Genomic DNA, 23,970 nt, shown 5'->3' on the forward strand with positions numbered 1-23,970 from the left:
GGAGATGGCTGGGCGCGGGAGAGTTGTCCCGTACCGGGATCAGCCGTTCACATGGACAGGAATCTTCGTCATGTCACCCATCTCCAGCATCGATGTCGCCCGAGCCCGTCGGTCTCGCCGCGTGCTGTTCATCGGCAATCCCACCCGCTACAACGACGTGTCGCAGTGGGCGATGGTCCGGCAATGGGTGGCACTCCACGGCCTGGAACCGATCCGTGAATTCGAGGGGGACGTGCTCTGCGTCATCGTCACCGAGGACATCCTGGACGGACGCTGCTCCGCGAAGGAATCGGATACCGTCCAGCGCGCCCGCGCACTCGGAGTGCCGTGCATCAGCGTCCACGACACCACCCGGATCTGGCAGGTCACCGCCCGCGTACGGTCACGGATCGCACGGACGCCGGTGGCTCGATAACGGCGCCTGATCCTCGGTACTTTCACGTGAATACGTCACCGGCTCGGAATGTTGCACCCATTCACGGCGGCGAGATCGAATATGTCTGAAGGCAGCCGACTTCGAGTACGTATTGAGGGCCTTTGTCCGCACCACGGCTGCGTCCAGGAGCCCCGGCGCAGACTCGATTGGTCGAAAATTGTTCCGCCTCAGCACTTGTGGTCAGTTTGTCGAAATCGCCTGTGTCCAAACCAATTATGCGAGTGGATAACCGCTGCTCAGTGGGGGTTTATTGCAGACCGCGCGGTCTGATGCCAGCGGTGAAGATGCGACAGAACCGAATTGCGCTGCTAGGTTCGACACTCGTTGTGAATGTTCGATGTCGTCCAGCCACATGGCGGTGCTCGGGGCAGTTTGGATCGTTACTCGTAGGACAGTAGTCGCCTTCGTGTAAAGGCCGCACGGCACGCAAGGCGTTGCGCCATGGGTGACGGCGGCACTGTTGTACGTCCTGAAATCCGCTGTCGCGATACGGCCGACTCGACCATCACTCTGCCGGCGATCGGTTCGACAGTGGAGGGGATGCATGGCGACGTTCAACTCGACTGTGGAGCGGGCGTCGGTTGTACACGGCGTTGCGGCAGTTCCTGCGCAGCGCGGTGTCGCACGGCGACGCTGGCTCGCCGTGTACCTGAGGCGAATCCTCCTCACCGACACGCTCGTCGTCGTGGCAGCGGTCGCTCTGGCCCAATGGGTGCGCTTCGGCGGCTACGGGACCCTCGTCGACTCGCGCACGCTGAGCAATGTGAGTTACGGGCTGATCTCCGTCGCCCTCGTGACCTCGTGGCTCGGCATTCTCGCCGTCTTCCACGTGCGATCCCCGCGAGTGGTCGGGAGCGGCCCGGAGGAGTATCGGCGCATCGCCACCGCGACACTACGACTGTTCGGGCTCATCGCGATCGCGGCACTCCTTCTGCACGTGGAGTTGGCACGGTTGTACCTGGCGATCGCATTCCCCACGGGCCTGCTCGGTCTCCTGCTGACCCGGTGGATGTGGCGCCGCGTCCTCGCCCGCAAGCGTGCCCGCGGTTTGTGCCAGACGTCCGTCCTGGTCGTCGGAGCCGAACACTCCGTGCGCAACCTCGCTCGGACGTTCGACCGTGGCACAGCGGACGGGTACAACGTGGTCGGGGTCTGCATCCCAGCGCACCACCGGGCGACCGAGGACACGATCACCGTGGACGGACGGCGGATACCCATTCTCGGCGACGAGCACGACGTCGTCGACGCGATCGAGCGATCCGGGGCCGATACCGTCGCGGTCACGGCGACCGAGCATCTCGGCCATCACGGGCTACGCGAAATGGTGTGGGATCTCGAGCAGTTGAACGTCGACATGGTGGTTGCTCCCGGAATGATGGATGTTTCCGGGCCACGCCTCGAGATGCGGCCCGTCGCGGGGCTGCCGCTGATCCACGTGGAGAAGCCGCGCTATCACGGCGCCAAGCGGTTCGGGAAGACGTCGTTCGATCTGATCTTTGCGATCGTCGCGCTCGTCGTCGTGAGTCCCTTGATGTTGTTCGCGGCCGCCGCCGTCAAGCTGACGAGCCGGGGTCCCGTGTTCTACAAGTCGGAGCGAATGGGATTGGACGGCAAACCGTTCCCGATGCTGAAGTTTCGGTCGATGGTGGACGAAGCAGACCGGCACCGTGCCACCTTGAGCGGCCCCAACGAGGGCGCCGGTGTGCTGTTCAAACTGCGAGACGACCCGCGTGTCACCCGTGTGGGCCGCGTCATGCGCAAGTTCAGCATCGACGAATTGCCACAGTTCATCAACGTGCTGCGAAGAGAAATGAGTGTGGTGGGTCCGAGGCCTCCGCTGCGCGTCGAGGTCGAGTCGTACGAGAACGAGGTGCATCGCCGGCTCCTGGTGCGGCCGGGTGTCACCGGCCTGTGGCAGGTCAGCGGGCGCTCGGACCTCTCGTGGGAGGACTCGGTGCGTCTCGACCTGTCCTACGTCGAGAACTGGTCGATGGTCGGCGACATGCTGATCATCGCCAAGACCCTGAAGGCGGTCGTGCGTGGTGACGGTGCGTATTGATCGACGACGACGTCAATGATGCGGTGCCCATCTCGAGATGTGTTTCGAGGCAGATCGACACGGAAAGCTGGTGATCTGGTAATGCGAATCCTGGTCGATGCGTATTGGTGGGTCGACGGACCGTATTCGAACCGGCTCGTGTTGCGGGAGATCGTCGGCGGATGGCGGTCGGCGTTTCCCGACGACGAACTTGTCCTTGCGATTCCGTCCAAGTGGAGCGACTCCGATGCTGAGTTGCCTGCGGGAGTCGAGCGCATTTCGACGCGAATGAGACGGCATCCGGCAATCAACGCGATCGAGCTTCCCCTCTACCTCAAGTCGGGACGCGATTTCGACGCCATGTTTCTGCAGAATTTCGGTGCACCGACCTCGAGCGCTGCGGTTCTCGTTCACGACGTTCTCTTCCAGAGCAACCCTGAGTGGTTCACGAAGATCGAGCGGCTTTACCTCTCGGCGATCCCGATCCTCGCGAAACGCACCGGCCTCGTCATGACCACTACGCAACACGAGGCGAAGCGCGTGGTCGCGCACAACTCCCTCTCGTCGGAGGTGGCTGTGACGGGCCTGGGGCTGTCCACGACACTTCTGACCGTTCCTGCGCGAAAGCCATGGTTCGGATTGAAGTCCCACGCGTTCCTGCTGACCGTGGGCCGACTGAATGTTCGCAAGAATCTGGAGAACACCATCGCCGCCGCGATCGAATCAGGTGCAATCTCAGAGCACTTTCCCCTCGTCGTCGTCGGTCAGAGATCGGGCCGTTTCTCGGAGTCCGGTGTGGTCAGGTCGGGGGTGGCCACCGGTGCAGTCATGTTCGTCGAGTTCGCGCCGGATGACGAGTTGCGGTGGCTGTACGAGAACTGCGCGCTCTTCTGTTTCCTCTCCCTCGGTGAGGGATACGGCCTGCCGCCGGTGGAGGCGGCGTACTTCGGAGCGCCAGTTCTCGCGAGCGACATACCTGTCTTCCGGGAGAATCTCGGCGAAGCTGCAGCCTATGTCGATCCGAACGACGTCTCGGCGATCTCGAACGCGATCACCGACTTGTTGGCCCCAGCCAGGCGTGAGCGGGGACATACCACGCTGCCGGGTGCGGAAGGTCGAATAACGGGGGACTGGGACTTCACCGTGGAAACCATCAGAACTGCCATCGCGGAACTCGCCGACAGCACATAATCCCGACCGCTTGTTTGTGAACAGTGTGGTTTCGACACGAAGAGCAGGAGTTCAATGACGTCAGTGCGCCGTTCGGTTGCAATCATCGGTACGAGGGGCTATCCGAGTTACTACGGGGGCTTCGAAACCCTGATCCGGCGTCTCGCCCCGTGCCTTGCCGAGAAAGGGTGGGACGTCACCGTCTATTCACGCCCGGGCGCCACGGTCCCTACCGACCCGGCCCGCGACCGGAGAGTCGTTGTCCGTAACACGATCGGGTTCGAATCGCGCTCTCTCAGCACGCTGTCCTACGGGCTGACGTCATGCCTGGACGCGGCGGTGAAGAAGCCCGACGTTGCCCTTGTCCTGAACGTGGCGAACGGGTTCTGGCTACCTGCGCTGAAGTCTCGGGGAATTCCCACTGTCGTCAACGTGGACGGGATCGAATGGGAGCGCGCAAAGTGGGGTAAGGGCGCCAAGAAGGTGTTTCGCACGGGCGCCTCCCTCACGGCGCGTTACGCGACGCGCTTGGTGGTCGATTCCCTGGAAATCAAGCGTCGGTGGGAAAACGACTTCCACCGTGAGGGCGATTTCATCCCGTACGGAGGCGACTTCGTTGCTCCGCTTCCTCCCGTCGAGGGACTCACTCCGAAGAAGTACGTACTGATGGTGGCACGGTTCGTGCCGGAGAACACCGTGGTCGAGTTCTTCGAGGCCGCGGAGGTCCTGAGTCGCGATCGCGACGTCGTCATCGTCGGGTCATCGGGGTACGGCGGCGAGTTGGATGAGCAGGTGCGCGCCCTGGCCCATCGAAACGAACGGATCACGTGGATGGGCCACGTCAGCGACGACCGAAAACTGTTCTCACTATGGCAGAACGCCGGAGCCTATTTTCACGGTCACAGTGTGGGTGGAACGAACCCGGCGTTGGTTCAGGCCATGGCGTGCCAGGCACCCATCGTGGCCCGGGACACCGTGTACAACCGCGAGGTACTCGGTGACGCAGGAAGATTTGTCGCGGCGGAACCCTCGGAGATCGTCACCACGGTGAAGGACGTCATCGCCGATTCGGCGGGCCAGCAGGTGATGCGAGATCGAGCACTTCAACGGGCGTACGACTACTACACCTGGGAAGATGTCTGCCAACGTTACGAAGAGTCTCTCCTCGCGGCGATCGGCTGATCCTCTTTGAGTTGTTCGACAAATCTCCAAGGACCTTGATTGATGATTGCGCAGTCCACTGAACCTCGACGTGTCGCCGGTTGGCGCACTCTCGTCCACGAGCGCGACAGGCACGAGTTGGTGACCCTCGCGCTGGTGGTCGCTGTCGTCGTCTCCTCCTTCTTCGGCCATTACGGTGTGGCGATAGCCGGTTACAACGTCCGCGTCGAGCAGGTGGTCCCGCTGTTCCTTGTCGGGTGGCTGACTGCGTGGGCACGGTCCAGGGCCGACCTCTTCCGCGCCCTGACGCATCCGGTGGTGCTCGTCTTCGGTGCGTTCATCGCGTGGAATGTCTTCGCCACGCTGATGTTCTCGCCGAGCCTCGGGAAGAGTGCATCGATCCTTGTCTGGCTGGTCATCGATCTCCTGCTGCTCGCGGGACTCGTCTCGCTCGGCACGCGCGCGATATGGGCCGAGAACACCGGCATACGTTGGGTCGTTCCATGGGGACTGGCAGGCTTCGCCGCGTTCATCGTCGCCAACGTGTCGCATGGCGGCTTCACACCCGGTACGGATTTCGACGGGATGTACCAGCTCTACGTCGCGCGCATGACGTCGCAGGAAGCCAACATCTATGCGGCGATCCTGGTGCTGTGGACTCTTCTCCTCGTGGCGCGAAAGGGGCGCAACCGAATCTGGATGCTCGCCGCTGCCGTCGCGGTGCCCCTGGGAGTGATCGGTTCACAGACGCGCACGGCCGTCTTCTGCCTGGTGGTAGGTCTGATCGTCTATCTCGTGTACGAAGTGGTGCGTTCGTATCAGAACGATGAGCCACGCACAGGGCTGTGGTTCGGCCCGGTGCTCGTGATCGTGGGGATTGCTGTCGGCTACGGCGCCGCAACCTTCCTTCCCTCCTTCGGTGAGGGTGTCGGGCGGGCGGAACCTGCAGCGACGGCGCCGTCCTCCACTGCGGATGCACTCGAGCCGTCGGGGAAGTTGGGTGACATCGACTTTCAGGGCGGAAACATAGGTTTCAGGATCGAGGTAGCGAAGGCTGCCGCCGAAGACATGCACGGAGTGCACCTTTGGCTCGGCAACGGCACCAACACATTCAGTCTGCGTCACGACCAGCCGGGCTCGCCCGGAGTCTCCGGGCACATCATCATGCTTCCAGTGCAAATACTCTACGACGTGGGCATCGTCGGTTTGCTGTTGTTGGTGGGGCTCGTCGTCACGGTGTTGCGCCACGTGCCGTGGCAGAGAAGACCGATTGCCTACGCGGTGGTGGTGACGTTTGCCGCGGCGGCAACGATGACCAGTATGTTCTGGTTCAGCGTCACCTGGATCATCATGGCGTCGCTGATCCGCCCGCTGACGGGCGAGGACGAGGTGACGAACGTCGCCGGGGATTCCGCGGCATGCGGGCACGACGACAGCTCCGCGGCAGCATCCCCTGCGATGAAGGGCCTCTGACTCATGCACCGGAACCTCCTGCACGTCGAGATCGCGGAGGTCGTGCAACGCGGAAACTGTTCCGGTTGTGGGGCATGTGCGCTGCTCGACAAGGACGTTGCCCTGGCACTCGCAGACGACGGATTCATCCGTCCCCGGGTGAGCTCGTCCGAGTCTTCGGAAACCGACCCGACGGCCTTGGTGGAGTTCCGCAGGTCGTGTCCCGGTATTTCCGTGACGGCACAGCGCCCAGTAGGTGCCACCCGTCACGATTTCCTGGGCCCGATCGTGTCGATCTGGGAGGCTTACGCCCTCGACGAGGACATCCGATTCACGGGAAGCAGTGGCGGCACCCTCACGGCTCTCAACGAATGGTTGCTCGCCACCGGGCAGATCGACAGTGTCGTTGTCGCTGCCGCCTCGGAGTCGGGTCCCGAGAGGACCGAATCGAGCGCGGTTCGGACGAGATCGGATGTCGTCCGGGCCGCCGGTTCCCGGTATGCACCCACCGCGAATGCGGCGGTGGCCGACATCGACAATCCAGGGTCCGCCGTCGTCGGGAAGCCCTGCGAGATAGCTGCTCTGAGAGCGCTTGCGAAGTCCCGCGATCAACAGCCTCCGCTGCTGCTTTCCTTCTTCTGCGCGGGTGTACCCAGTCAGCACGCGACCGACTCCCTGATCCGCGGGCTCGGCGTGGACGAGGACGCCGAGTTGGCAGCGGTGCGTTATCGGGGGCATGGCTGGCCAGGCGACTTCTACGCGGAGGATGTACGCGGCAACTCGGTTCGGACGACCTATGACGACTCGTGGGGGAAGCATCTCGGGCCGGCGGTCCAGCAGCGTTGCAAGCTGTGTCCGGACGGCGTCGGCGAAAGCGCGGATATCTCTGCCGGTGACTTCTGGCGAGCGGACGCCAAGGGCTACCCCGACTTCACCGATCAGGATGGGCTCAGCGTTCTGATCGCGAGGACAAGGCGAGGAGAGGAGGTCATCCGGCGCGCCGCTCAGGACGGCGTGATCTCGGTCCGCGCCGTCGACCCGGACGATGTTGCGGCTGTGCAACCGTTCCAGGTGGTTCGGCGCGCCACCTTGCTGGGACGTCTGGCGGGAAGCAGGCTGGCGGGACACCCGACGCCCCGGTATCGCGGCTTCCGCCTGTGGCGGCTGTCGTTGCGATCACCGGTCAGAACCCTGCGTGCCACGGCCGGAACGTTTCGACGGGCCCGGCGATGGTAGCTGGTAGCGATGCGCGGACGAAGATCTCGGCGGTAGTCCAGTCGCCGAGCATCATCGCGGTGACACGGCTGATCGTCCAGCTTGCCCCGCTGATCACTGCTCCGGTGATCGCGCGAGAGTTGGGACCCGCAGGGCGGGGACTCTATTCGGCCTGCTTCGCCGCCATGATTCTCGCGCCGGTCGTTCTGGGGATGGGGTTGCCGCTTGCCGTGCGTCGGCGTGCGTCGACAGGCGCTCCGGAAGCGACGCTGCGTGCCGTATACGTGGTTCTGCCGTTCCTGGTACCCGTGGCAGTGGCGGTCGGCTTCCTGCTCGAGCGGTATGTCGTCACTGAGCTCGATCCCGACAGTGCCAGGGCGTTCATCCTCGGGATGGGTTGTTCCGTTGGATTCATCGCAACACTGTGCTTTCAGAGTGTGTTGATCGGAGGCCGGCGGTACGGCGCTATCGCGCTCCTGCAATCGACGCAACCAGTTGCGCTCACATTCGGCGTCGCCCTCGGATGGATTCTCGGAAGCCTGACCCTGCCGTGGGTACTCGTTTGTGCGGCTGCGAGCACACTTCTGTCCACCCTCATGGGGGTGTACCTCACGCGTATATCGCCGCGTGGACCGAGGTCCCGCCTGCGTCCACTGGCGCGGGAAAGCATTGCCTTCTCCGGGAGCCAAGCCGCAGAGACGGCGGCGAATACGCTTCCTCAGATCATCGCGGTGGTCGCGATCGGGGCTCACGATGCGGGATTGTTTGCCATCGCCATAACAGTTGCGAGCTTGCCGATGACCCTGGGGCACACGATTGCGTCCGTAATGTTCCGGGATGCCGCTGCCTCGGCAGGGGAGGCGAACATGCGCCTGTCGGCGTTGTCGATTCGCATCACCGCCCTGACCGCTGTCGTGCCTGTCGCAGTGTTGGCATGCGCGACGCCCGTGCTCATTCCACTCATCTTCGGTGAGGGCTTCCGGGGTTCGGTATCGATCACTCTGATCTGTCTGTGTGGATCAGTCTTTCTCGCCGTGAACTACGTTGCATCCCAGATGCTTGTGGCGCAGGGCAAAGGTGTCCTCATGACCGCCGCGCAGCTTGTCGGGCTGGGCCTGAGTGTCGCATCGATGTTCGTTCTGGGACCTGCTCTGGGCGGCGCGGGGGCGGCGCTGGCGTCTGTTGCGGGTTGGCTGTTGACGACCGTCGCGAGCGTGCGTGCTCTCCGACTGACTGCCACGTCGTTGCTGTTTGACGCCGGTGACCTCCGTCAAGCCTTCACCGTCGTGACGAAGGGCCACATCGATCATGTCTGACGGATGACTGTGTCACCGAGGGTGGCGCCGAGTTCGTCCATCCTCGAATCGGTCCCGACAAGGAGTTGCAGCACCCGGGTGCGTGCCACGGTGAAGTCCGTCGAGTCGATGAGCGTGAGGGTGTCGCGAGCGGGATCCGCAGTCGTTCTCAGATCGACGTGCAGGTTCCACCCCAGCGCATCCATCAGCGGTGCGAACTTGCGCGAGTACGCCCAGGGAATTGCCGGCGTACCCACGGACAGCGAGTTGAGGCACGCGTGCATGCGCGCACCGACGACCACGTCGGCCGTGGCGAGAATGCCGCGAACCGATGTCAGGGAGTCCGGAACGAGGATCTCGACCGAGTCTCCGAAGTGCCTGCCGAGTTCTCGGACTGCCGGTACATCGTTGTCTGTCACGGTCGAATCGAGGACGTGTGCCAGGAGGCTGACTCTGCGATCGCGTTGGAGCAGTCCATCGATCAGCGCTGTGACGGATCGACGATAGCTTTCGCAGTCGACGTGCGGGTTTTCGTGCCAGAGAAGCCCGGAGACGTTGATCACCACGTCTCGCTCGACACCGCCGGTGTGATCTGCACGCGGCAGCGCGAACACCAGGTCCGTCGACTCGGACGTCGACTGCCGTCCCAGCTGTTTCGCGTACTCGAGACTGACCGGATCGCGGGCGAACACGCGGGTGGCCCGTTGGAGGGATCTTGTCGCGATCATCCGCCCGAGCCTGCTGTCGAAGGGGCCGATCGTCTGGGGCATGAGAATGGTCGGCACTCGCAACCGTGCGGCGACGCGCTGCACATAAGCCATCAAGATGAGGCGTCGAAGCCCGTAGATGTCCGTGAAGCTGTCGCCGGCGCCGGTATCCAGAATCGCGTCGTATCGGGAGAGTTCCCGCTTGATCGGTCCGCGTGAGCGGAAGATGTCCCGGAGCACGCTCCGCTTGCTGAGCGGGGTATCGTCGCTGTCCTGAGTATGGAACGTCAATTCGGCGTTCGGCCACCTCCGTTCGACTATCGACTCCGTTCCTTCCGCCAGGGCGCGAAGGCCGAGATTCGTCGAATCCCGATCGGCCCAGAGCACGAGGATTCGCGGATTCGGAGGGGTCATGTCGCGGCCTCATCGATTCTGCTGGATTGCGCGAGAAGTGAACGGGTGTACCAGAGGAACTTGTGCGACTCGGACCGCCACAGCACCGATCGTTCCGGTGCGCCGAGCGATTTCACGTAGAACGCCGCCGATCTCGACAGTAAGCCCGCAGCGACGGAAGCCTTCCACGCCACACTCTGTACACGATTCCGCGCCATCTTCCACTTGTACAGATCGTAGAGATTGATCACCCATGCAGGATTCGGCCTTGTCGATGCAGTGGGGCCTGTACTACCTCCGACGACGTGGGTTCCCGACTGCTCGGCACTCATGATGATCCGCATGCCGTGTTGCCGTGTGCGAAGACAGAACTCCAGGTCCTCCGCATACATGAACCATCTCTCGGTGAGTCCGCCCAATTCGTCCCATGTCTGCTTGCGGACCATCATGCACGCTCCGGACACCCAATCCAGCTCTCGAGTTGCGAAATCGTGAGTATGGAGGAGATACAGACCTTCGAAACGATGATGTCTGTGCGACAGTCGCGACAGGCCCGAGAAGTGGTTGAACACGCTGACCACGTTGGGTCTCTTTCCGCCTTCGCGGATCCGGAGGCGTCCGGCCGGTTGAATGAGCGTGGGTGCGACGATCCCGGCCTCTGGCGACTCGTCGAAGATGGCCGCCAGCGCGAGTACGTCCCGAGGGGAGATGCGTGCATCGGGATTGAGCAGCAGTATCGCTCGTCCCCGCGCATCGCGTGCCGCACGGTTGACTCCCCGGGCGAACCCCACGTTCTCCTCGCTCCGAATTACGACGGCGTCCGGCGCTTCCTCGGCGAGAACTGTCAGCGTGCGATCCGTGGATGCGTTGTCCAGCACGATGAGTTCGATTCCGTCCTGTCCGGACAGTGGGCGAACGCAATCGCTGATGACGGCCTCGCTGTTGTAGGTCACTATCACCACGGAAACCTGCGGCTCGCTCATTGCTTTCCTTCGATCGGTGCGCGGCTGGTGCATGACACGAGCGGAAGGGTCATCCGCCGCACGCTGGTGCATTGACGGTCACTTTCGGATCATCGACGAGCGGCTGGATCGGCACCCGCGCCTCACCCGGTGCGGTGGGCTCGTTCAGTTCGTATCGCAGTTCGACGGTTGCGCCCTTCGGGATGGTGACGGGCACCGTGAAGACCGGGTGGCCCAGTTCATTTCCCTGAATGGCGAACGACTGCTTGCCGTCGATGCTTGCTTTCGTCAGGGTCGCGCCGTTGGTCGACAGTAGCGAGACCATGGCGAGGTTGGTGCCGTACGGCAGGGGCTTGTCCTTGAACGTGCCTGCGACGATGCGCGGAAAATTGGTGTCCGGGGTGTTGTTGGTCAGACGCACGGTGACTGCGGACGTGCGGGTGTCGCCCGTGCAGTCGGCGGCGGAGTAGTCGATCTCGCGGTCGAGGTAGTAGTCCAGCTTGTTGCCGCCGTTGTTGTTGATCACGACGCCGGCGTACGGGGCGGGGTCTTCGGGCACCGTGTATCCCAGCGTGGTGCCGGCGAGAATTGCCTGCTCTTCCGGGTGGGAACTCCACACGGCGATGCGGCGCTCCCCGGCGGCTCGACCGACCGCGTCCAGCAGTCGCTGAGGTGACTCGATCTTGCCGGTCATCTTCTCGACGACCTTGCCGGCGATGGTCTGCAGGTATTCCTTGCGTTCGGCGTTGTCTTCGGTGTAGTTGGCCTCGTTGGTGATGAACCGGGTGTAGGCGGTGGATTCGGTGAGTTCGACGACGTTGCTTGCGTCGACGACCTCGCCGTCGGGCAGGGTGACCGGGCCGACGGCGGCCAGTACGTAGCTCAGCGCCACCGGGTCGGTCGCGATCGCCCCGTCCACTTGTTCGCCCGACTCCTGCGCCCACATGGACTGCCAGATCTGGCCGGCGTACGGAAAGTGGGAGCTCAGATTGCTGTTGCGGATGTCGACCGAGGGGTTGTAGTTGCCGTACATGCTCTCGTAGTCGGGGCCGAGATCGAGCGGGCGCTTGTCGTAGGTCACTTCGGAGTTCTTGCCGAGCTTCTCGATGCCCAGTTTTCCGTCGCTGGCCCGGATGACGCTGTAGCCGCCGACGAGTCCGCCGGTGCCGCGTGCCTCGGCGTTGGTCTGAAAGGCGAGGAAGTAGCTCCGAGGTCCGTCGAGGCCGAGCATCGCCGGAAGTACCTTGGCGCCGATCGTCGTGTTCTCCAGGAGTTTCGCCACGTCGTCGGTCTGATTCTGCAGTTCGGTTCGCGCGTCGTCCACCAGGCCGACGTACCCTGCGCCGCGAATGCCCTGCGCCTGGGTGGCCAGGTTCCGTGCTGCGATCGACGTTTCCTGCAACGTCGGGGCGGCGTCGCGCAGCGGTTGCAGTTGCACGTTGCCGCCCTCGCCGACCAGATCCCGGGGTGACAACGCGACGCCGATGTCGACCGCGGGGGTGAGGACGTCACGCGTGAGCCCGACCACGACGTCGGACATCTGCTGCGCCGATTCGAACGGTGCTCCGAGCCCGGGGACGGCTGCGAGGGAACTCCAGGGGGCCGAATGCAGATTGTCCCGGGCGTCTGCGGCCCGTTCCCGGGCTTCGGCCGCCGCCCGCTGGGCACCCTCGGTGTTGCCGTCGAGCAGTGAATTCTTGGCGAGCTGCGCGTTGTCCCTCGCGCCGGTGAGGTTGTGCTGGACCTGCGAGGCCGAGAACCCGAACCATGCGACGACAGCGACGGCGGCGACGCCCACACCGATCAGTACCCGCCGTCGAACGGTCGAGCGGCGCGGTTCCGTCGGTGCCTCAGCGGGTGTCGGACCGTCGCTGTGGGAGTTGTTGGGCGACTTCGCGTCCATTCGGGTCTGCTCCTAGCTATCGAGGATGAGGTTTCTGGTCGCGTAGCTGAACTGTCGGTCGCGGAAGGGCCGCCCACGACGGCCGCTGATCGTGTCATGACGGCAGTTTCCGCTGCCGCCGTCCCGTTTCCGGCGAAGTTCGTGGACCTGCGGCACGCCGTATTCTCCTCTGTCCGTGTCTGTTCCGATAGAAGAGTAAGGGTATGTGCTTTCACGTTCCTGTTCGGAGGTGGTTGGATGCAGTATTGCGAGTACGCGCGGGAATGCTGCCGGTAACCGCTACGTGAGCGCTGCGAACGTGCTGGGACTGCGAGTAGGGTCACTGTAACGATTTCCGCTGCAACACCTATACGTATACGGCCCGCGTTCGGGCCGTTCGGCAAGTGGTAGATCGGGGGGACGGATAGTGGGCTCGGGGTTCCCGCGTAAGGCTGCAGGTGAACTCGATTCGCGTGCCTTCCCGCTCTCGCATGCCCAAAAGGGGTTGTGGTTCGCGCAGCAGTTGGACCCGTCCGTTCCCATACTCGTCGCGCAGTACGTCGAGCTCCGTGGGCCGGTGGACGTCGGCGCGTTGAAATGGGCGTCCGAGCAAGGCTCGTTCGACATCGAGTCACCCGGTGTGCGGCTCGTCGACCACGCGGGTGAGCCGTATCAGTTGGCGGACGAGACGATCGATGACGAACTCGCGTACATCGACTTGCGGTCCCACGAAGATCCGGTGGCCCAGGCACACCGGTGGATGGACGAGCGCCGCCGCAGGCCCATGTCGGTGTACCGGGATCGCCTGATCTCCGCGACCCTGCTGCACGTCGGCGGCGACCACTACTTCCTCACCACGTTCGCGCACCATCTGATCCTCGACGGCTACGGCGCCATGGTGCTGATGAACCGGGTGGCCGAGCTGTACACGCATGCGGTGGATCGCACGGAGGCTCCCGCGTCGAAGGCCGTGCCGCTGCGGGAACTGTACGAATCCGAGGATGCGTACCCGCGGTCCCGCCGCTTCGAGATCGACCGCGAGTACTGGTCCGAACGAACGAAGGACCTGCCCGAGCCGTCCCGATTGACCGACCGGGACAGCGCCCCGTCGGCGGTGTCGTTGCTCGCCAGCGAGGTGATGGACCCGGTCGTCGTCGACGAGCTGAAAGCGCTGGCGCAGGAGTGGAATTCGTTCGAGGTGCCGATCGTGGTCGCGGCGTTCGCGGCATTCCTCGCGCGGATGACGGGCAATTCGGATGTCGTGCTGAGTCTTCCGGTGTCGGCCCGCACCACCGCGGGCGCGCGCCGTTCGGGTGGCAGCGTGGCCAACATCGTTCCACTCCGGATCGAGGTGGATCCACGCGGGACCACACACGACCTGGTGCGTCGTGTCCAACTGGAACTCACCGGTGCGCTGCGGCACCAGCGTTTCCGCTACGAAGACATACTCCACGACATGCGGTCGACGTCGCGCGTCGGCCGCGGCTTCGGGCCGATGGTCAACATCATGATGTTTCACACCGAGACGTGGTGGGGTGACGTACTCGGCGAATTGAACGTTCTCACGGCCGGTCCGGTCGACGACCTCGCGGTGGCGATCTATCCCGGTGCGGCCGGGCAGAACGTCCGCGTGGACTTCGAGGGCAACCCCGCTGTGTACGAGCGAGAAGAACTCGCGGGCCACCACGCGAGATTTCTGGACTATCTGGGTGGATTCGTGGGCGCGGACGCCGACGCGGCCGTGGGTAGCCTGCCGCTGCTCGTCCGGGACGAACTCGACGCGCTGATCCCTCTCGACGGTCCTGCGTCGGCGGACCCGCTCACTCTTCCGGACTTGCTGGACCTGACAGTGGATTCCGACACGGTCGCGGTCCGCTGCCGCGACGTCGAGATGACCTACCGCGCTCTGCACGAGCGATCGAATCGGCTCGCCCGCAGACTGCTCGCACAAGGGGTCGGCGTCGGCAACCGCGTTGCGTTGATGCTGCCGCGCTCGATCGAACAGGTGGTGGCGGTGTGGGCCGTCGCGCGGTGTGGTGCGGCGTTCGTCCCGGTGGACCCGGACTATCCCGCCGAACGCATCGCGCACATGATCGCCGAATCCGGCGTCACCATCGCCGTCGCCGTCGATCCGGGGGTGGTGCCCACGGGTGTCCGCTGGGTTGACGTCGCCGACGCCCCGGGGGACGGCACACCGGTCGCCGATGCGGAATTGGCGCATCCCGTCAGGCTGGACAACGCCGCCTACGTCATCTACACGTCCGGCTCGGTGGGGGCACCGCGCGGAATCACGATGCCGCACCGAGGACTTGCGAATCACGCAGCCGCATTGCGGCGTCTCTACGCGGCGGATTCCCGGTCGCGGGTGCTGATGTGCGCGTCGCCCTCCTACGACGCCTCGATACACGAACTGCTGGTCGCGGCTACCGCGGGCGCCACGTTGGTGATCGCGCCGCCGCCGGTGCGCGGAGGAAAGACCATGGCCGACCTGCTGCGCCGTGAGCGAATCACCCACTGGACCACGACACCGGCCATCCCGGCACAGATGGACCCGGCCGGACTGCCCGACCTCGAGGTACTCGCCGTAGCAGGTGAGGTCTGCCCGCCGGAACTCGCGGCGCGGTGGGGCGTCGACCGCACGGTCCTGAACCTGTACGGGCCGACGGAGGTCACCGTGTGGGCAACGGCCACCGAGCCGCTGGTCCCCGGTTCCCGTCCCACGATCGGGCGACCGATCGAGGGAGTGTCGGCAGTCGTGCTGGACCGCTTCCTGCAGCCCGTGCCGGCAGGGGTGGTGGGCGAGCTGTATCTGTCCGGTCCCGGGGTGGGTCGCGGATACCTGGAGCGGCCGGGTGCGAGCGCGACACGTTTCGTCGCGAACCCGTTCACGACCGACCTGCAGCGCATGTATCGGACCGGCGATCTCGTGCGGTGGTCGAAGAACCACGAGCTGGAATTCGTCGATCGTGCCGACGATCAGGTGAAGATCCGCGGATTCCGGGTCGAATTGGGCGAGATCACTGCGGTTCTCGGCCGGCATCCGGGAGTCGACACGGCGATCGCGGTGGCCCACGACCGGAACGGCGAGTTGGCAGTGGACGGCTATGTTCACGGCACCGGCCTGGACCCCGACGACGTGCTCGCCGGGGTGGCCGAGCGACTGCCGGCGTACATGGTGCCGTCGACGGTCACCGTCCTCGATGCCGTGCCGCTCACGCCGAGCGGCAAGGTCGATCGATCCGCGTTGCCTGTTCCGGCGCCGTACGACCGCGAGTTGCGTTACTGGAAAAGGCAGCTCGAGTGTCTGCCGCCGTTGTCGCTGCCGGAAGCCCGTGAAGTCTCAAACGATGCCGGGGCGTTCAGCGGCCGGGTTCCGTTCGCCGTGGAGCCCGCCCTGTGCCGGCGGGTGCACGAACTGGCGGCCGAACAGGCGGTCTCACCGTTCACGATCGTCCACGCCGTTGTCGCGGTGTTGCTGTCCGTCGTGAGCGGTGCGGACGACCTCGCCATCGGAGCGGTCCTCCCGGACGGCCACACCGGCGGCGACGACTGCGAGCCGCTGGTGCTGCGCAGCAGACTCGATCCGCAATTGACGTTCGAAGAGTTCCTGCTGGAGTCGCACCGCGTCGAGCAGGCCGCCCGAGCGCACGGCGACGTGCCGTTCACGCACGTGGTCGACGTTGCCGGGCAAGATCTTTCGGCCGGTCGTCACCCGCTCGTCCAGGTGATGCTGTCGGTGGACGCGGAGCCGGAACGGGAGTTCGACGGCCTGGATCTGGTGGTGACGCTGCGTGGCCGACTCGACGGCGACCGGTTCGAGGGGGTGTTGCGCTACGCGGCGCACCGTTTCGAGCGGCGGACGGTGGAGCAGTGGGCCCGGCGGCTACACCGACTCCTCGTGGTGGTCGCCGAGAACCCTGGCGTCGCGCTCAGCGCGATCGACCTGCTGACACCGGAAGAGCGGGCCCTGGCCGTCGGGGGAACGCAGGATTCTGCGCACGACGTCGCGTCGCTGTCCGAGGTCTTCCGCCGGCGCGTTACCGACAGCCCGGACGCCGTCGCCGTCACGTGCGGTGGGAAGGCGGTCTCCTATGCCGAGGTCGACCGCCGGTCCGCCGTTCTGGCGCGGGCACTGAACGGCTCCGGGATCGGAGATTCGAGCATCGTCGCTGTCGGACTGTCGAATCCGGTCGACAGCGTGGTCGCCCACATTGCCGTGCTGCGGTCGGGCGCGACCTGCCTGCCCCTGAGCCCCGACCACCCGACCGAACGCATTCGGTACCTGCTGGCCGACGTGGTGCCCACCTTGTTGCTGATCAGTTGTGCCGACGCCGACGCGATTCCGCACGGCGGGTACCCGACCGTCCTGCTGGACGACGTCGAGTTCGGCGAAGACGGCGCACTCGACGTCACGGCATCGGAACCGGGACCGATCCACCCGGGCCGGGTCGCCTACGTGCTCTGCCCCGTGGGCTCGGAACCGGTCGCGGTGACCCACGCGAATGTCCTGGCGCGGGTGCGGTCGGGCAACGACGGCGACGGCGTCGTCGCCGACCTGTGGGCGCCACTCGTCGAGGGTGGAACGGTGGGGCCCCGCTGCGGAGAGCGCGGGCCCGCGCAACCCACCTACCTCGACGCCGGGTCCCGCGTCTACGTGCTGGACAGGGCGTTGCGACCCGTCCCGCCCGGGACGGTCGGGGAACTGTATGTGGGAGGCCAGCAGGTGGCCCGGGGATTTCACCGTCGGCCCCCGAGTACCGCCGGACGGTTCGTGGCCGACCCGTTCGTGCCGACGGGTACGGGGGACGCCGGGGGAGTGCGGATGTACCGCACCGGGGACCGGGGGCGGTACGTCGACGGACGACTGGAGCGGCTGCCCCGCTCGTCCGGCGACAGCAGCCTCGCACGGTGGCAGCGGGCGCTGCGCGGCGTCGGTTCGTCGTCGCCGGTGCCCACGGACCGGATGGTCGGGGGAATTGCGTCTCCGTCGGACTGCGTGCACGAGTTCTCGATCGACTCCGATCGCCACGAGGCCGCCGCACGGCTGGCGCGCGAACAGGGCGTGACGCTGTTCACGGTGCTGCGGGCCACTCTCGCAATCCTTCTCGCCCGCATCGGTGTTCACCGGGACATCGTGATCGGCGGCGAGGCGGGGCTGACGGGAGACCGGGCGAACACGGTGGCGTTGCGGACCCGCGTCACCCCCGCCATGTCGTTTCTCGAGGTCCTCGAGCAGGTCCGGAGCTTCGACGTTGCGGCGTTCCAGCACGCGGACGTGCCGTTCGAGGCACTCGCCGACCTGCTCGGTGGCGAGCGTCCGCAGGTGTCGCTCGCGCTCACGCCGACGTCCGAGAACGGCACCGTTCCGACGCCGTTCGATCTGGCGTTCACGTACTCGGAGCGCTGGTCGGATCACGATCCCGCCGGAGTGGACGGTGTGGTCACCTACACGCCGTCGCTGTTCGACGCCGCCACCGTCCGGTCGCTGGCCGAGTTGTTCGTGGATGTCCTGGCCGCGGGCACCGACCGTCCCGGGATCGAAGTGGGCAGCATCGGCCTCGCTGCCGGCGCAGTCCTCGACGGCGGCGAACCGTCGGCACCGAGAACGCTGTCCGACATTCTCACCGGCACCGCCCGCGACTTCCCGGACGCGCAGGCGCTCTCCGACGGCACCGTGACCCTCACCTACCGTGACCTCGACGCACGCTCCGATTCGCTCGCGCGCGTCCTGATCGACGCGGGTGCGCGCCCGGGCCGCGTGATCGCGCTCGCCCTGCCGCGATCGGTGGACTTCATGATCGCACTGTGGGCCATCACCAAGACCGGTGCCGCCTTCGTCCCGGTGGATCCGACGCATCCGGCGGAACGTCTGGAACGGGTGCTGACCGAGGCCGACGTGTGCATCGGGGTCGGGGCGATGTCGGTGGGCGGTTCCCGGATCACGTGGCTGCCGGTCACGGCGGGCGACTATCTGAACGGGGTTCCGCCGGTGCATGTTCCGGTGCATCCGGACGAGGTGGCGTACGTCATCTACACGTCGGGCTCCACCGGGACGCCCAAGGGCGTGATGGTGCCGCACCGCGGGGTGTCCTCGCTGACCGGGGAAGCGATGCGCCGGTACCGGGTCGCGCCGGACTCGCGGGTGCTCCACGCCTACAACCCCACGTTCGACGCCGCGCTCCTGGAGGCGCTGCTCGCGTTCGGTTCCGGTGCCTGCCTGGTGGTCGCCCCCGCCGAGGTGTATGCGGGACCGGATCTGCAGCGGGTACTTGTGAAACACCGGGTGAGCCATTACCTGTCGACGCCGGCGGTGCTGTCGTCGCTGAGTGTGGACGGGCTCGAGCACATCGAAGTCGTCGCGGTCGGCGGCGAGGCGCTGCATCCGGATCTCGCCGCGGCGTGGAGCGACGGCCGGCGGATGCTCAACGCCTACGGGCCGACGGAGTCGACCGTCGTGGCCACCCTTGCCGCGGTCGACGGCCACGTGACCATCGGCGGGCCGATTTCCGGCACCACCGGCCAAGTCCTCGACGACCGGCTACGCCCGGTTCCCGTCGGTGCGATCGGCGAACTGTATCTGTCCGGTTCCGGGCTGGCGCGCGGGTACGTCGGCGACCCCGGGCGGTCCGCGGTGCGTTTCGTCGCGGCGGCAGGCGGTGTCCGCATGTACCGCACCGGCGACCTGGTGCATCGTCGCGCCGACGGCAATCTGCAGTTCATCGCGCGAGTGGACCGCCAGGTGAAGATTCGTGGTGTCCGCATCGAACCGGGGGAGGTCGACGCGGTGATCAGCCGGGTCGCCGAAGTCGACGGTGCGATCACGGTGGCACGGCCCAACGCGGCAGGAGCCGACGCATTGGTGTCGTACGTCGTGCCCCGCGGTTCCCTCGATGTGGAGTTGTTGCGCAAGAGACTCGAAGACGTGTTGCCGTCGTACCTGGTGCCGTCCGCGATCGTGGTGCTCGACGCGTTTCCCCTGAACCCCTCGGGCAAGATCGACGTGAAGGCGCTGCCGGCGCCGGTACTCGAGTCGCGGGTCTTCCGGGCACCCGAGTCGGCGGTGCAGGAGACCGTCGTCGCCGTGTTCGCCGAGGTTCTCGCCGTGGAGCAGGTCGGGCTGGACGACGAATTCTTCGCGCTGGGCGGCAACTCGCTGATCGCGACGCAGGCGGCCGCACGGTTGGGTGAGGCGTTGAACGCGCACGTGCCGGTCCGGATGCTGTTCGAGGCACCGACGGTGGAAGCGCTGGCCGAGCAGGTGTCTACGCTGCTCGGCACGGGCAACCGTCCGGTCCTGTCGCAGCGGCCCCGTCCCGAACATGTTCCCCTGTCGCCTGCGCAGCAGCGGATGTGGTTCCTGAGCCGCTTCGACCCGGCGTCCCCGGCGTACAACATCCCGCTGGCCGTTCGGGTGACCGGAGACCTGAACGTGCCCGCCCTGCAGCAGGCGCTGCGCGACGTGCTGGAACGGCACGAAGCGCTGCGGACCGTGTTCCCGGAACACGACGGCGAACCGGTGCAGGTCGTGTTGCCCGCAGAACGCGTCGAACTGGACCTCTCCCCGATGACCGTCACGGCGGACGTCGTGGACGCTCACGTGCTTTCCGTCCTCGCCCGGGGATTCGACGTCTCGGCCTCGGTCCCGATCCGAGCGCGACTTCTGCAGGTCAGCGAACACGAACTGATCGTGGTCGTCGTGGTGCACCACATCAGTGCGGACGGCGTCTCGATGGCACCGCTGGGCCGGGACGTGGCGACGGCGTATCTGGCGCGGACGCGGGGGGAAAGCCCCGGGTGGGCGCCGCTCGAGGTTCAGTACGCCGACTTCGCGCTGTGGCAGCGGGAGGTGCTGGGCGCCGAACACGACCCGGACTCTCTGGCGGCGACCCAGTTCGACTACTGGACGCGCACGCTCGCGGGGATCCCCGAATTCCTCGAACTGCCGACCGATCGCCCACGCCCGGCGGTGCGTACCCATCGGGGTGCCGCCGCGCCGGTGGCCATCGACGCCGACACCCATCGCCGTCTCGGTGAGATTGCGCAGCAGCACAATACGACACTGTTCATGGTGGTACACGCCGCTCTGTCGGTGTTGCTGGCACGGGTGACGGGAACCTCGGACATCGTGATCGGCACACCGGTCGCGGGCCGCGGTGAGCGGGTGCTCGACGACGTGGTCGGCATGTTCGTCAACACGCTGGTGCTGCGGACGGAGATCGATCCCGGCGCCTCCCTCCTCGACGTGCTGGAACAGGTTCGTCAGACCGATCTGGACGCGATGGCGCACGCGGACGTGCCGTTCGAGCGTCTGGTCGAGATTCTGAACCCGGTTCGTTCCCAATCATATTCGTCCCTCTTTCAGGTCATGCTCGCGTTCCAGAATCAGGCGCCGGCGGTACTGGAACTGCCGGGTCTGACCCTCGCGCCGCTCGAGATCGACGCGCACGTCACCAAGTTCGACCTCGACTTCTCGCTCTCGGACAACTACGACGCGAACGGTGCCCCTGCCGGCATCGCCGGGAGCCTCACGTACTCCACCGAACTGTTCGACTCCGAGACGGCGGAACGGTTCGCGCGGAGTGTGATCCGCGTCGTCGAGGCGTTCGCAACGCAACCGGGGCAACAGGTCTGCGACGTGTCGCTGCTGACGGGCGACGAGACGGCCCGGATGCTGGGGGCGTGGAATGCGACGGACGTGGCGTCGGACACGGCGACTCTGGTGGATCTCCTCGATGCCCAGGTGATCCGAACCCCGGGTGCGGTCGCCGTCGCGTTCGAGGGCGAAGTGCTGACGTACGGCGAACTCGACGCACGGGCCAACCGCCTCGCGAGAATGCTCGTGGAGCGGGGAACGGGCCCGGACTCCCTCGTGGCGCTCGTGTTCGAACGGTCGACGGAGATGATCGTCGGAATGTGTGCCGTCCTCCGCGCCGGCGGCGGCTATGTGCCGATCGACCCCGAACACCCGGCCGAGCGCATCGCGGACGTGCTGGACTCCGCGGCACCCGAACTGGTGCTCACCACCTCGTGGACCCGCGGCTGCCTGCCGCCCGGCGTCGCGCACGTCGACGTCGACACCGTCGATCTGTCCGGGTTCGATGCGCACCCGATCCGCGATGCCGACCGGGTGCGCCCGCTGCGGCCGCGGAACACGGCCTACGTTCTGTTCACGTCGGGATCCACGGGCCGACCCAAGGGTGTGACGGTCAGCCACGCAGCGATCGTGAATCAGCTGCGCTGGCTGACCGAGGAGTACGGGGTCACCGCGAACGATCGCGGAATTCTCAAGGCGCCGTACACCTTCGACGTGTCCGTGTGGGAGGTCTTCCTGCCCCTGGTCGTGGGTGCCCGGCTGGTGGTGACGCGCCCCGGCGGGCATCGTGAACTCGACTATCTGGCCGCCGTGATCCGCGAACACCGGATCACGATGATGCATTTCGTGCCGTCGGTGCTGGCCGCGTTTCTCGCGACGGGCGAGGGGGAGACACTGTCCTCACTGCGGCACCTGTACGTGGGCGGCGAGGAGATGCCGGCCGAGCTGGCGGAGGACGTGATCGCTCTGCGGCGGGGCGCATTCCACAATACGTATGGTCCCACCGAGTTGGCGATCACCACGACCGCGTTCGAGCTGCGCGAATCCGTGGAGGCGCGGGTGCCGATCGGTGCGCCGGTGCGGAACACCCAGGCGTACGTGCTGGACGCGCGGCTTCGTCCGGTCCCGGTGGGGGTTGCCGGTGAGCTCTACCTCGGTGGCGACCAACTCGCCCGCGGCTATGTGGAGCGGAGCGCGCTCACCGCGGAACGCTTCGTGGCCGACCCCTTCGGGCGGCAGGGAACCCGCCTCTACCGCACCGGTGATCGTGTGAAATGGGCCCGAGAGGGTCAGCTGGTGTATCTGGGCCGCACCGATCTCCAGGTCAAGCTGCGTGGACTGCGAATCGAACTGCGGGAGGTCGAGGCGGTGCTGGAGGCGGCCGCGGGTGTGTCCCGGGCAGCCGTGGCACTGGTCTCCGACGAACGGGGCGGTGACCACCTCGTCGGTTACGTCGTCGCCGAGCAGGGCCGGCAGATCGATACTCACGACGTGACGGCCTCTGCGCGAGAGCGGCTCCCGTCGTACATGGTGCCGTCGCAGATCATGATTCTGGACAAGCTGCCGTTGGCGTCGGCCGGCAAACTCGACCGGCGTGCGCTCCCGAAACCACGCTTCGAACCGCGCGCTTTCCGCGCCCCGAGCACGGACACCGAGATCGCGGTGGCCACCGTCTTCGGTGAGCTGCTGGGCGTCGAAAGGGTGGGTGCCGACGACAATTTCTTCGAGCTGGGCGGAAACTCCCTGACCGCGGTGCGGGTGGTGCGTGCCCTCGAGGCGTCCACGGGTGTTGCAGTGTCGCTGCAGACGGTGATGACGGATCCGACGCCGAGTTCGATCGCCGCCCGCATGAGCACGGCCGACCCGGAACGGGACGGGGCGCTCGACGTGGTGTTCCCCATCAGGACTGCGGGGGAGGGGCGCCCACTGTTCTGCATCCACCCGATCGTGGGACTCGCCTGGTGCTACACCGGTCTGACGTCCCGGATCGATCCCGATCGGCCGATCTACGGCCTGCAGTCACCGGCGATCGCGGGCGAGGACACGCCGCCGACGTCGATCGACGGCCTCGCCGCGAGGTACGTGCAGGAGATCCGCCGGATCCAGACCGACGGTCCGTACGACCTGCTGGGCTGGTCGCTCGGCGGCGTCCTCGCGCATGCCGTCGCGGTGCAACTGCAGGCTGCGGGTGAGGAAGTGGCGACCGTCGTGATGCTCGACAGTTACGCGCAGCAACCGGACTCGAGGGACACCGAGATGCCGCTGAGCGTGAGCGACCTGCTTGCGGGAATCGGTGTCGAGGGCGACGTGCCGGCGGCCGTCGCGGAGATGGCACCCGAATCCGCGGTAGACCTGCTGGCCACCGCGGCGGGTGGGCCCATGGCCGTTCTCGGCCGTGACCAGATCGAGGTGCTCATCGAGAGTGCGGCGCACACGTGCGCGTTGCTGGACCACCACACCCCCGGGGTCTTTCGCGGCGACGTCGCGTTCTTCACCGCGGGTCGCGACGATCCGACGGGATCGGCGGCGGCGACGAGTTGGGCGCCCCATGTGACGGGCTCCGTCCGGAACCGCACCGTCGACAGCGCGCACTGGCACATGACGTCACCTCGCGTGCTGCGGGTGGTCGGATCGGCGTTGAGGCGCAGATAGCTCGACAGTCGCAG

Annotated in this window: 11 protein-coding genes; 8 read left to right on the plus strand and 3 right to left on the minus strand. The window is 66.0% G+C overall.

The window, feature by feature from the left end:
- Window positions 1-70: 70 nt before the first annotated feature.
- The 7 genes from JWS14_RS29680 to JWS14_RS29710 all read left to right on the plus strand — a co-directional run bounded on the left by JWS14_RS29680 (window position 71) and on the right by JWS14_RS29710 (window position 8,788).
- Complete coding sequence (locus tag JWS14_RS29680; RefSeq protein WP_072937505.1) at window positions 71-415, plus strand: hypothetical protein; 345 nt, start codon at window positions 71-73, stop codon at window positions 413-415.
- A gap of 565 nt (window positions 416-980) precedes the next feature.
- Window positions 981-2,495 (plus strand): sugar transferase, encoded by a 1,515-nt coding sequence (locus JWS14_RS29685; RefSeq protein ID WP_072937504.1) that lies wholly within the window; start codon window positions 981-983, stop codon window positions 2,493-2,495.
- Window positions 2,496-2,576: 81 nt separating this feature from the next.
- Complete coding sequence (locus JWS14_RS29690) at window positions 2,577-3,665, plus strand: glycosyltransferase family 4 protein (protein ID WP_072937503.1); 1,089 nt, start codon at window positions 2,577-2,579, stop codon at window positions 3,663-3,665.
- 54 nt (window positions 3,666-3,719) lie between these two features.
- Window positions 3,720-4,826, plus strand: a complete 1,107-nt coding sequence (locus JWS14_RS29695) for a DUF1972 domain-containing protein (RefSeq protein WP_072937502.1) — start codon at window positions 3,720-3,722, stop codon at window positions 4,824-4,826.
- Window positions 4,827-5,039: 213 nt separating this feature from the next.
- A complete protein-coding gene (locus JWS14_RS29700) occupies window positions 5,040-6,278 on the plus strand; it encodes an O-antigen ligase family protein (protein WP_241031503.1) in 1,239 nt (412 codons plus the stop codon).
- 3 nt (window positions 6,279-6,281) lie between these two features.
- Window positions 6,282-7,493 (plus strand): Coenzyme F420 hydrogenase/dehydrogenase, beta subunit C-terminal domain, encoded by a 1,212-nt coding sequence (locus tag JWS14_RS29705; RefSeq protein ID WP_206015022.1) that lies wholly within the window; start codon window positions 6,282-6,284, stop codon window positions 7,491-7,493.
- Complete coding sequence (locus JWS14_RS29710) at window positions 7,487-8,788, plus strand: lipopolysaccharide biosynthesis protein (RefSeq protein WP_095861350.1); 1,302 nt, start codon at window positions 7,487-7,489, stop codon at window positions 8,786-8,788. Before JWS14_RS29705 ends, JWS14_RS29710 begins: the two co-directional genes overlap by 7 nt.
- On the opposite strand, the gene JWS14_RS29715 is transcribed toward JWS14_RS29710, so the two are convergent.
- Genes JWS14_RS29715 through JWS14_RS29725 form a run of 3 tightly spaced genes read right to left on the minus strand, consistent with a single transcriptional unit; the run spans window position 8,779 to window position 12,732 of the window.
- A complete protein-coding gene (locus JWS14_RS29715; RefSeq protein ID WP_095861349.1) occupies window positions 8,779-9,888 on the minus strand; it encodes a polysaccharide pyruvyl transferase family protein in 1,110 nt (369 codons plus the stop codon). The genes JWS14_RS29710 and JWS14_RS29715 overlap by 10 nt on opposite strands.
- Window positions 9,885-10,850, minus strand: coding sequence for a glycosyltransferase family 2 protein (locus JWS14_RS29720; protein ID WP_095861348.1), 966 nt, complete (start codon window positions 10,848-10,850; stop codon window positions 9,885-9,887). The genes JWS14_RS29715 and JWS14_RS29720 overlap by 4 nt, the downstream gene beginning before the upstream one ends.
- Before the next feature lie 49 nt (window positions 10,851-10,899).
- Entirely contained in the window at window positions 10,900-12,732 is a 1,833-nt protein-coding gene (locus tag JWS14_RS29725; RefSeq protein WP_095861347.1) for a DUF4012 domain-containing protein, read from the minus strand.
- Between the two features lie 406 nt (window positions 12,733-13,138).
- On the opposite strand from JWS14_RS29725, the gene JWS14_RS29730 reads away from it, so the two are divergent.
- Window positions 13,139-23,956 (plus strand): amino acid adenylation domain-containing protein, encoded by a 10,818-nt coding sequence (locus tag JWS14_RS29730; RefSeq protein WP_206015023.1) that lies wholly within the window; start codon window positions 13,139-13,141, stop codon window positions 23,954-23,956.
- The last annotated feature ends 14 nt before the right edge of the window (window positions 23,957-23,970 follow it).

Source organism: Rhodococcus koreensis (assembly GCF_017068375.1).
GTDB classification, from domain to species: domain Bacteria; phylum Actinomycetota; class Actinomycetes; order Mycobacteriales; family Mycobacteriaceae; genus Rhodococcus_F; species Rhodococcus_F koreensis.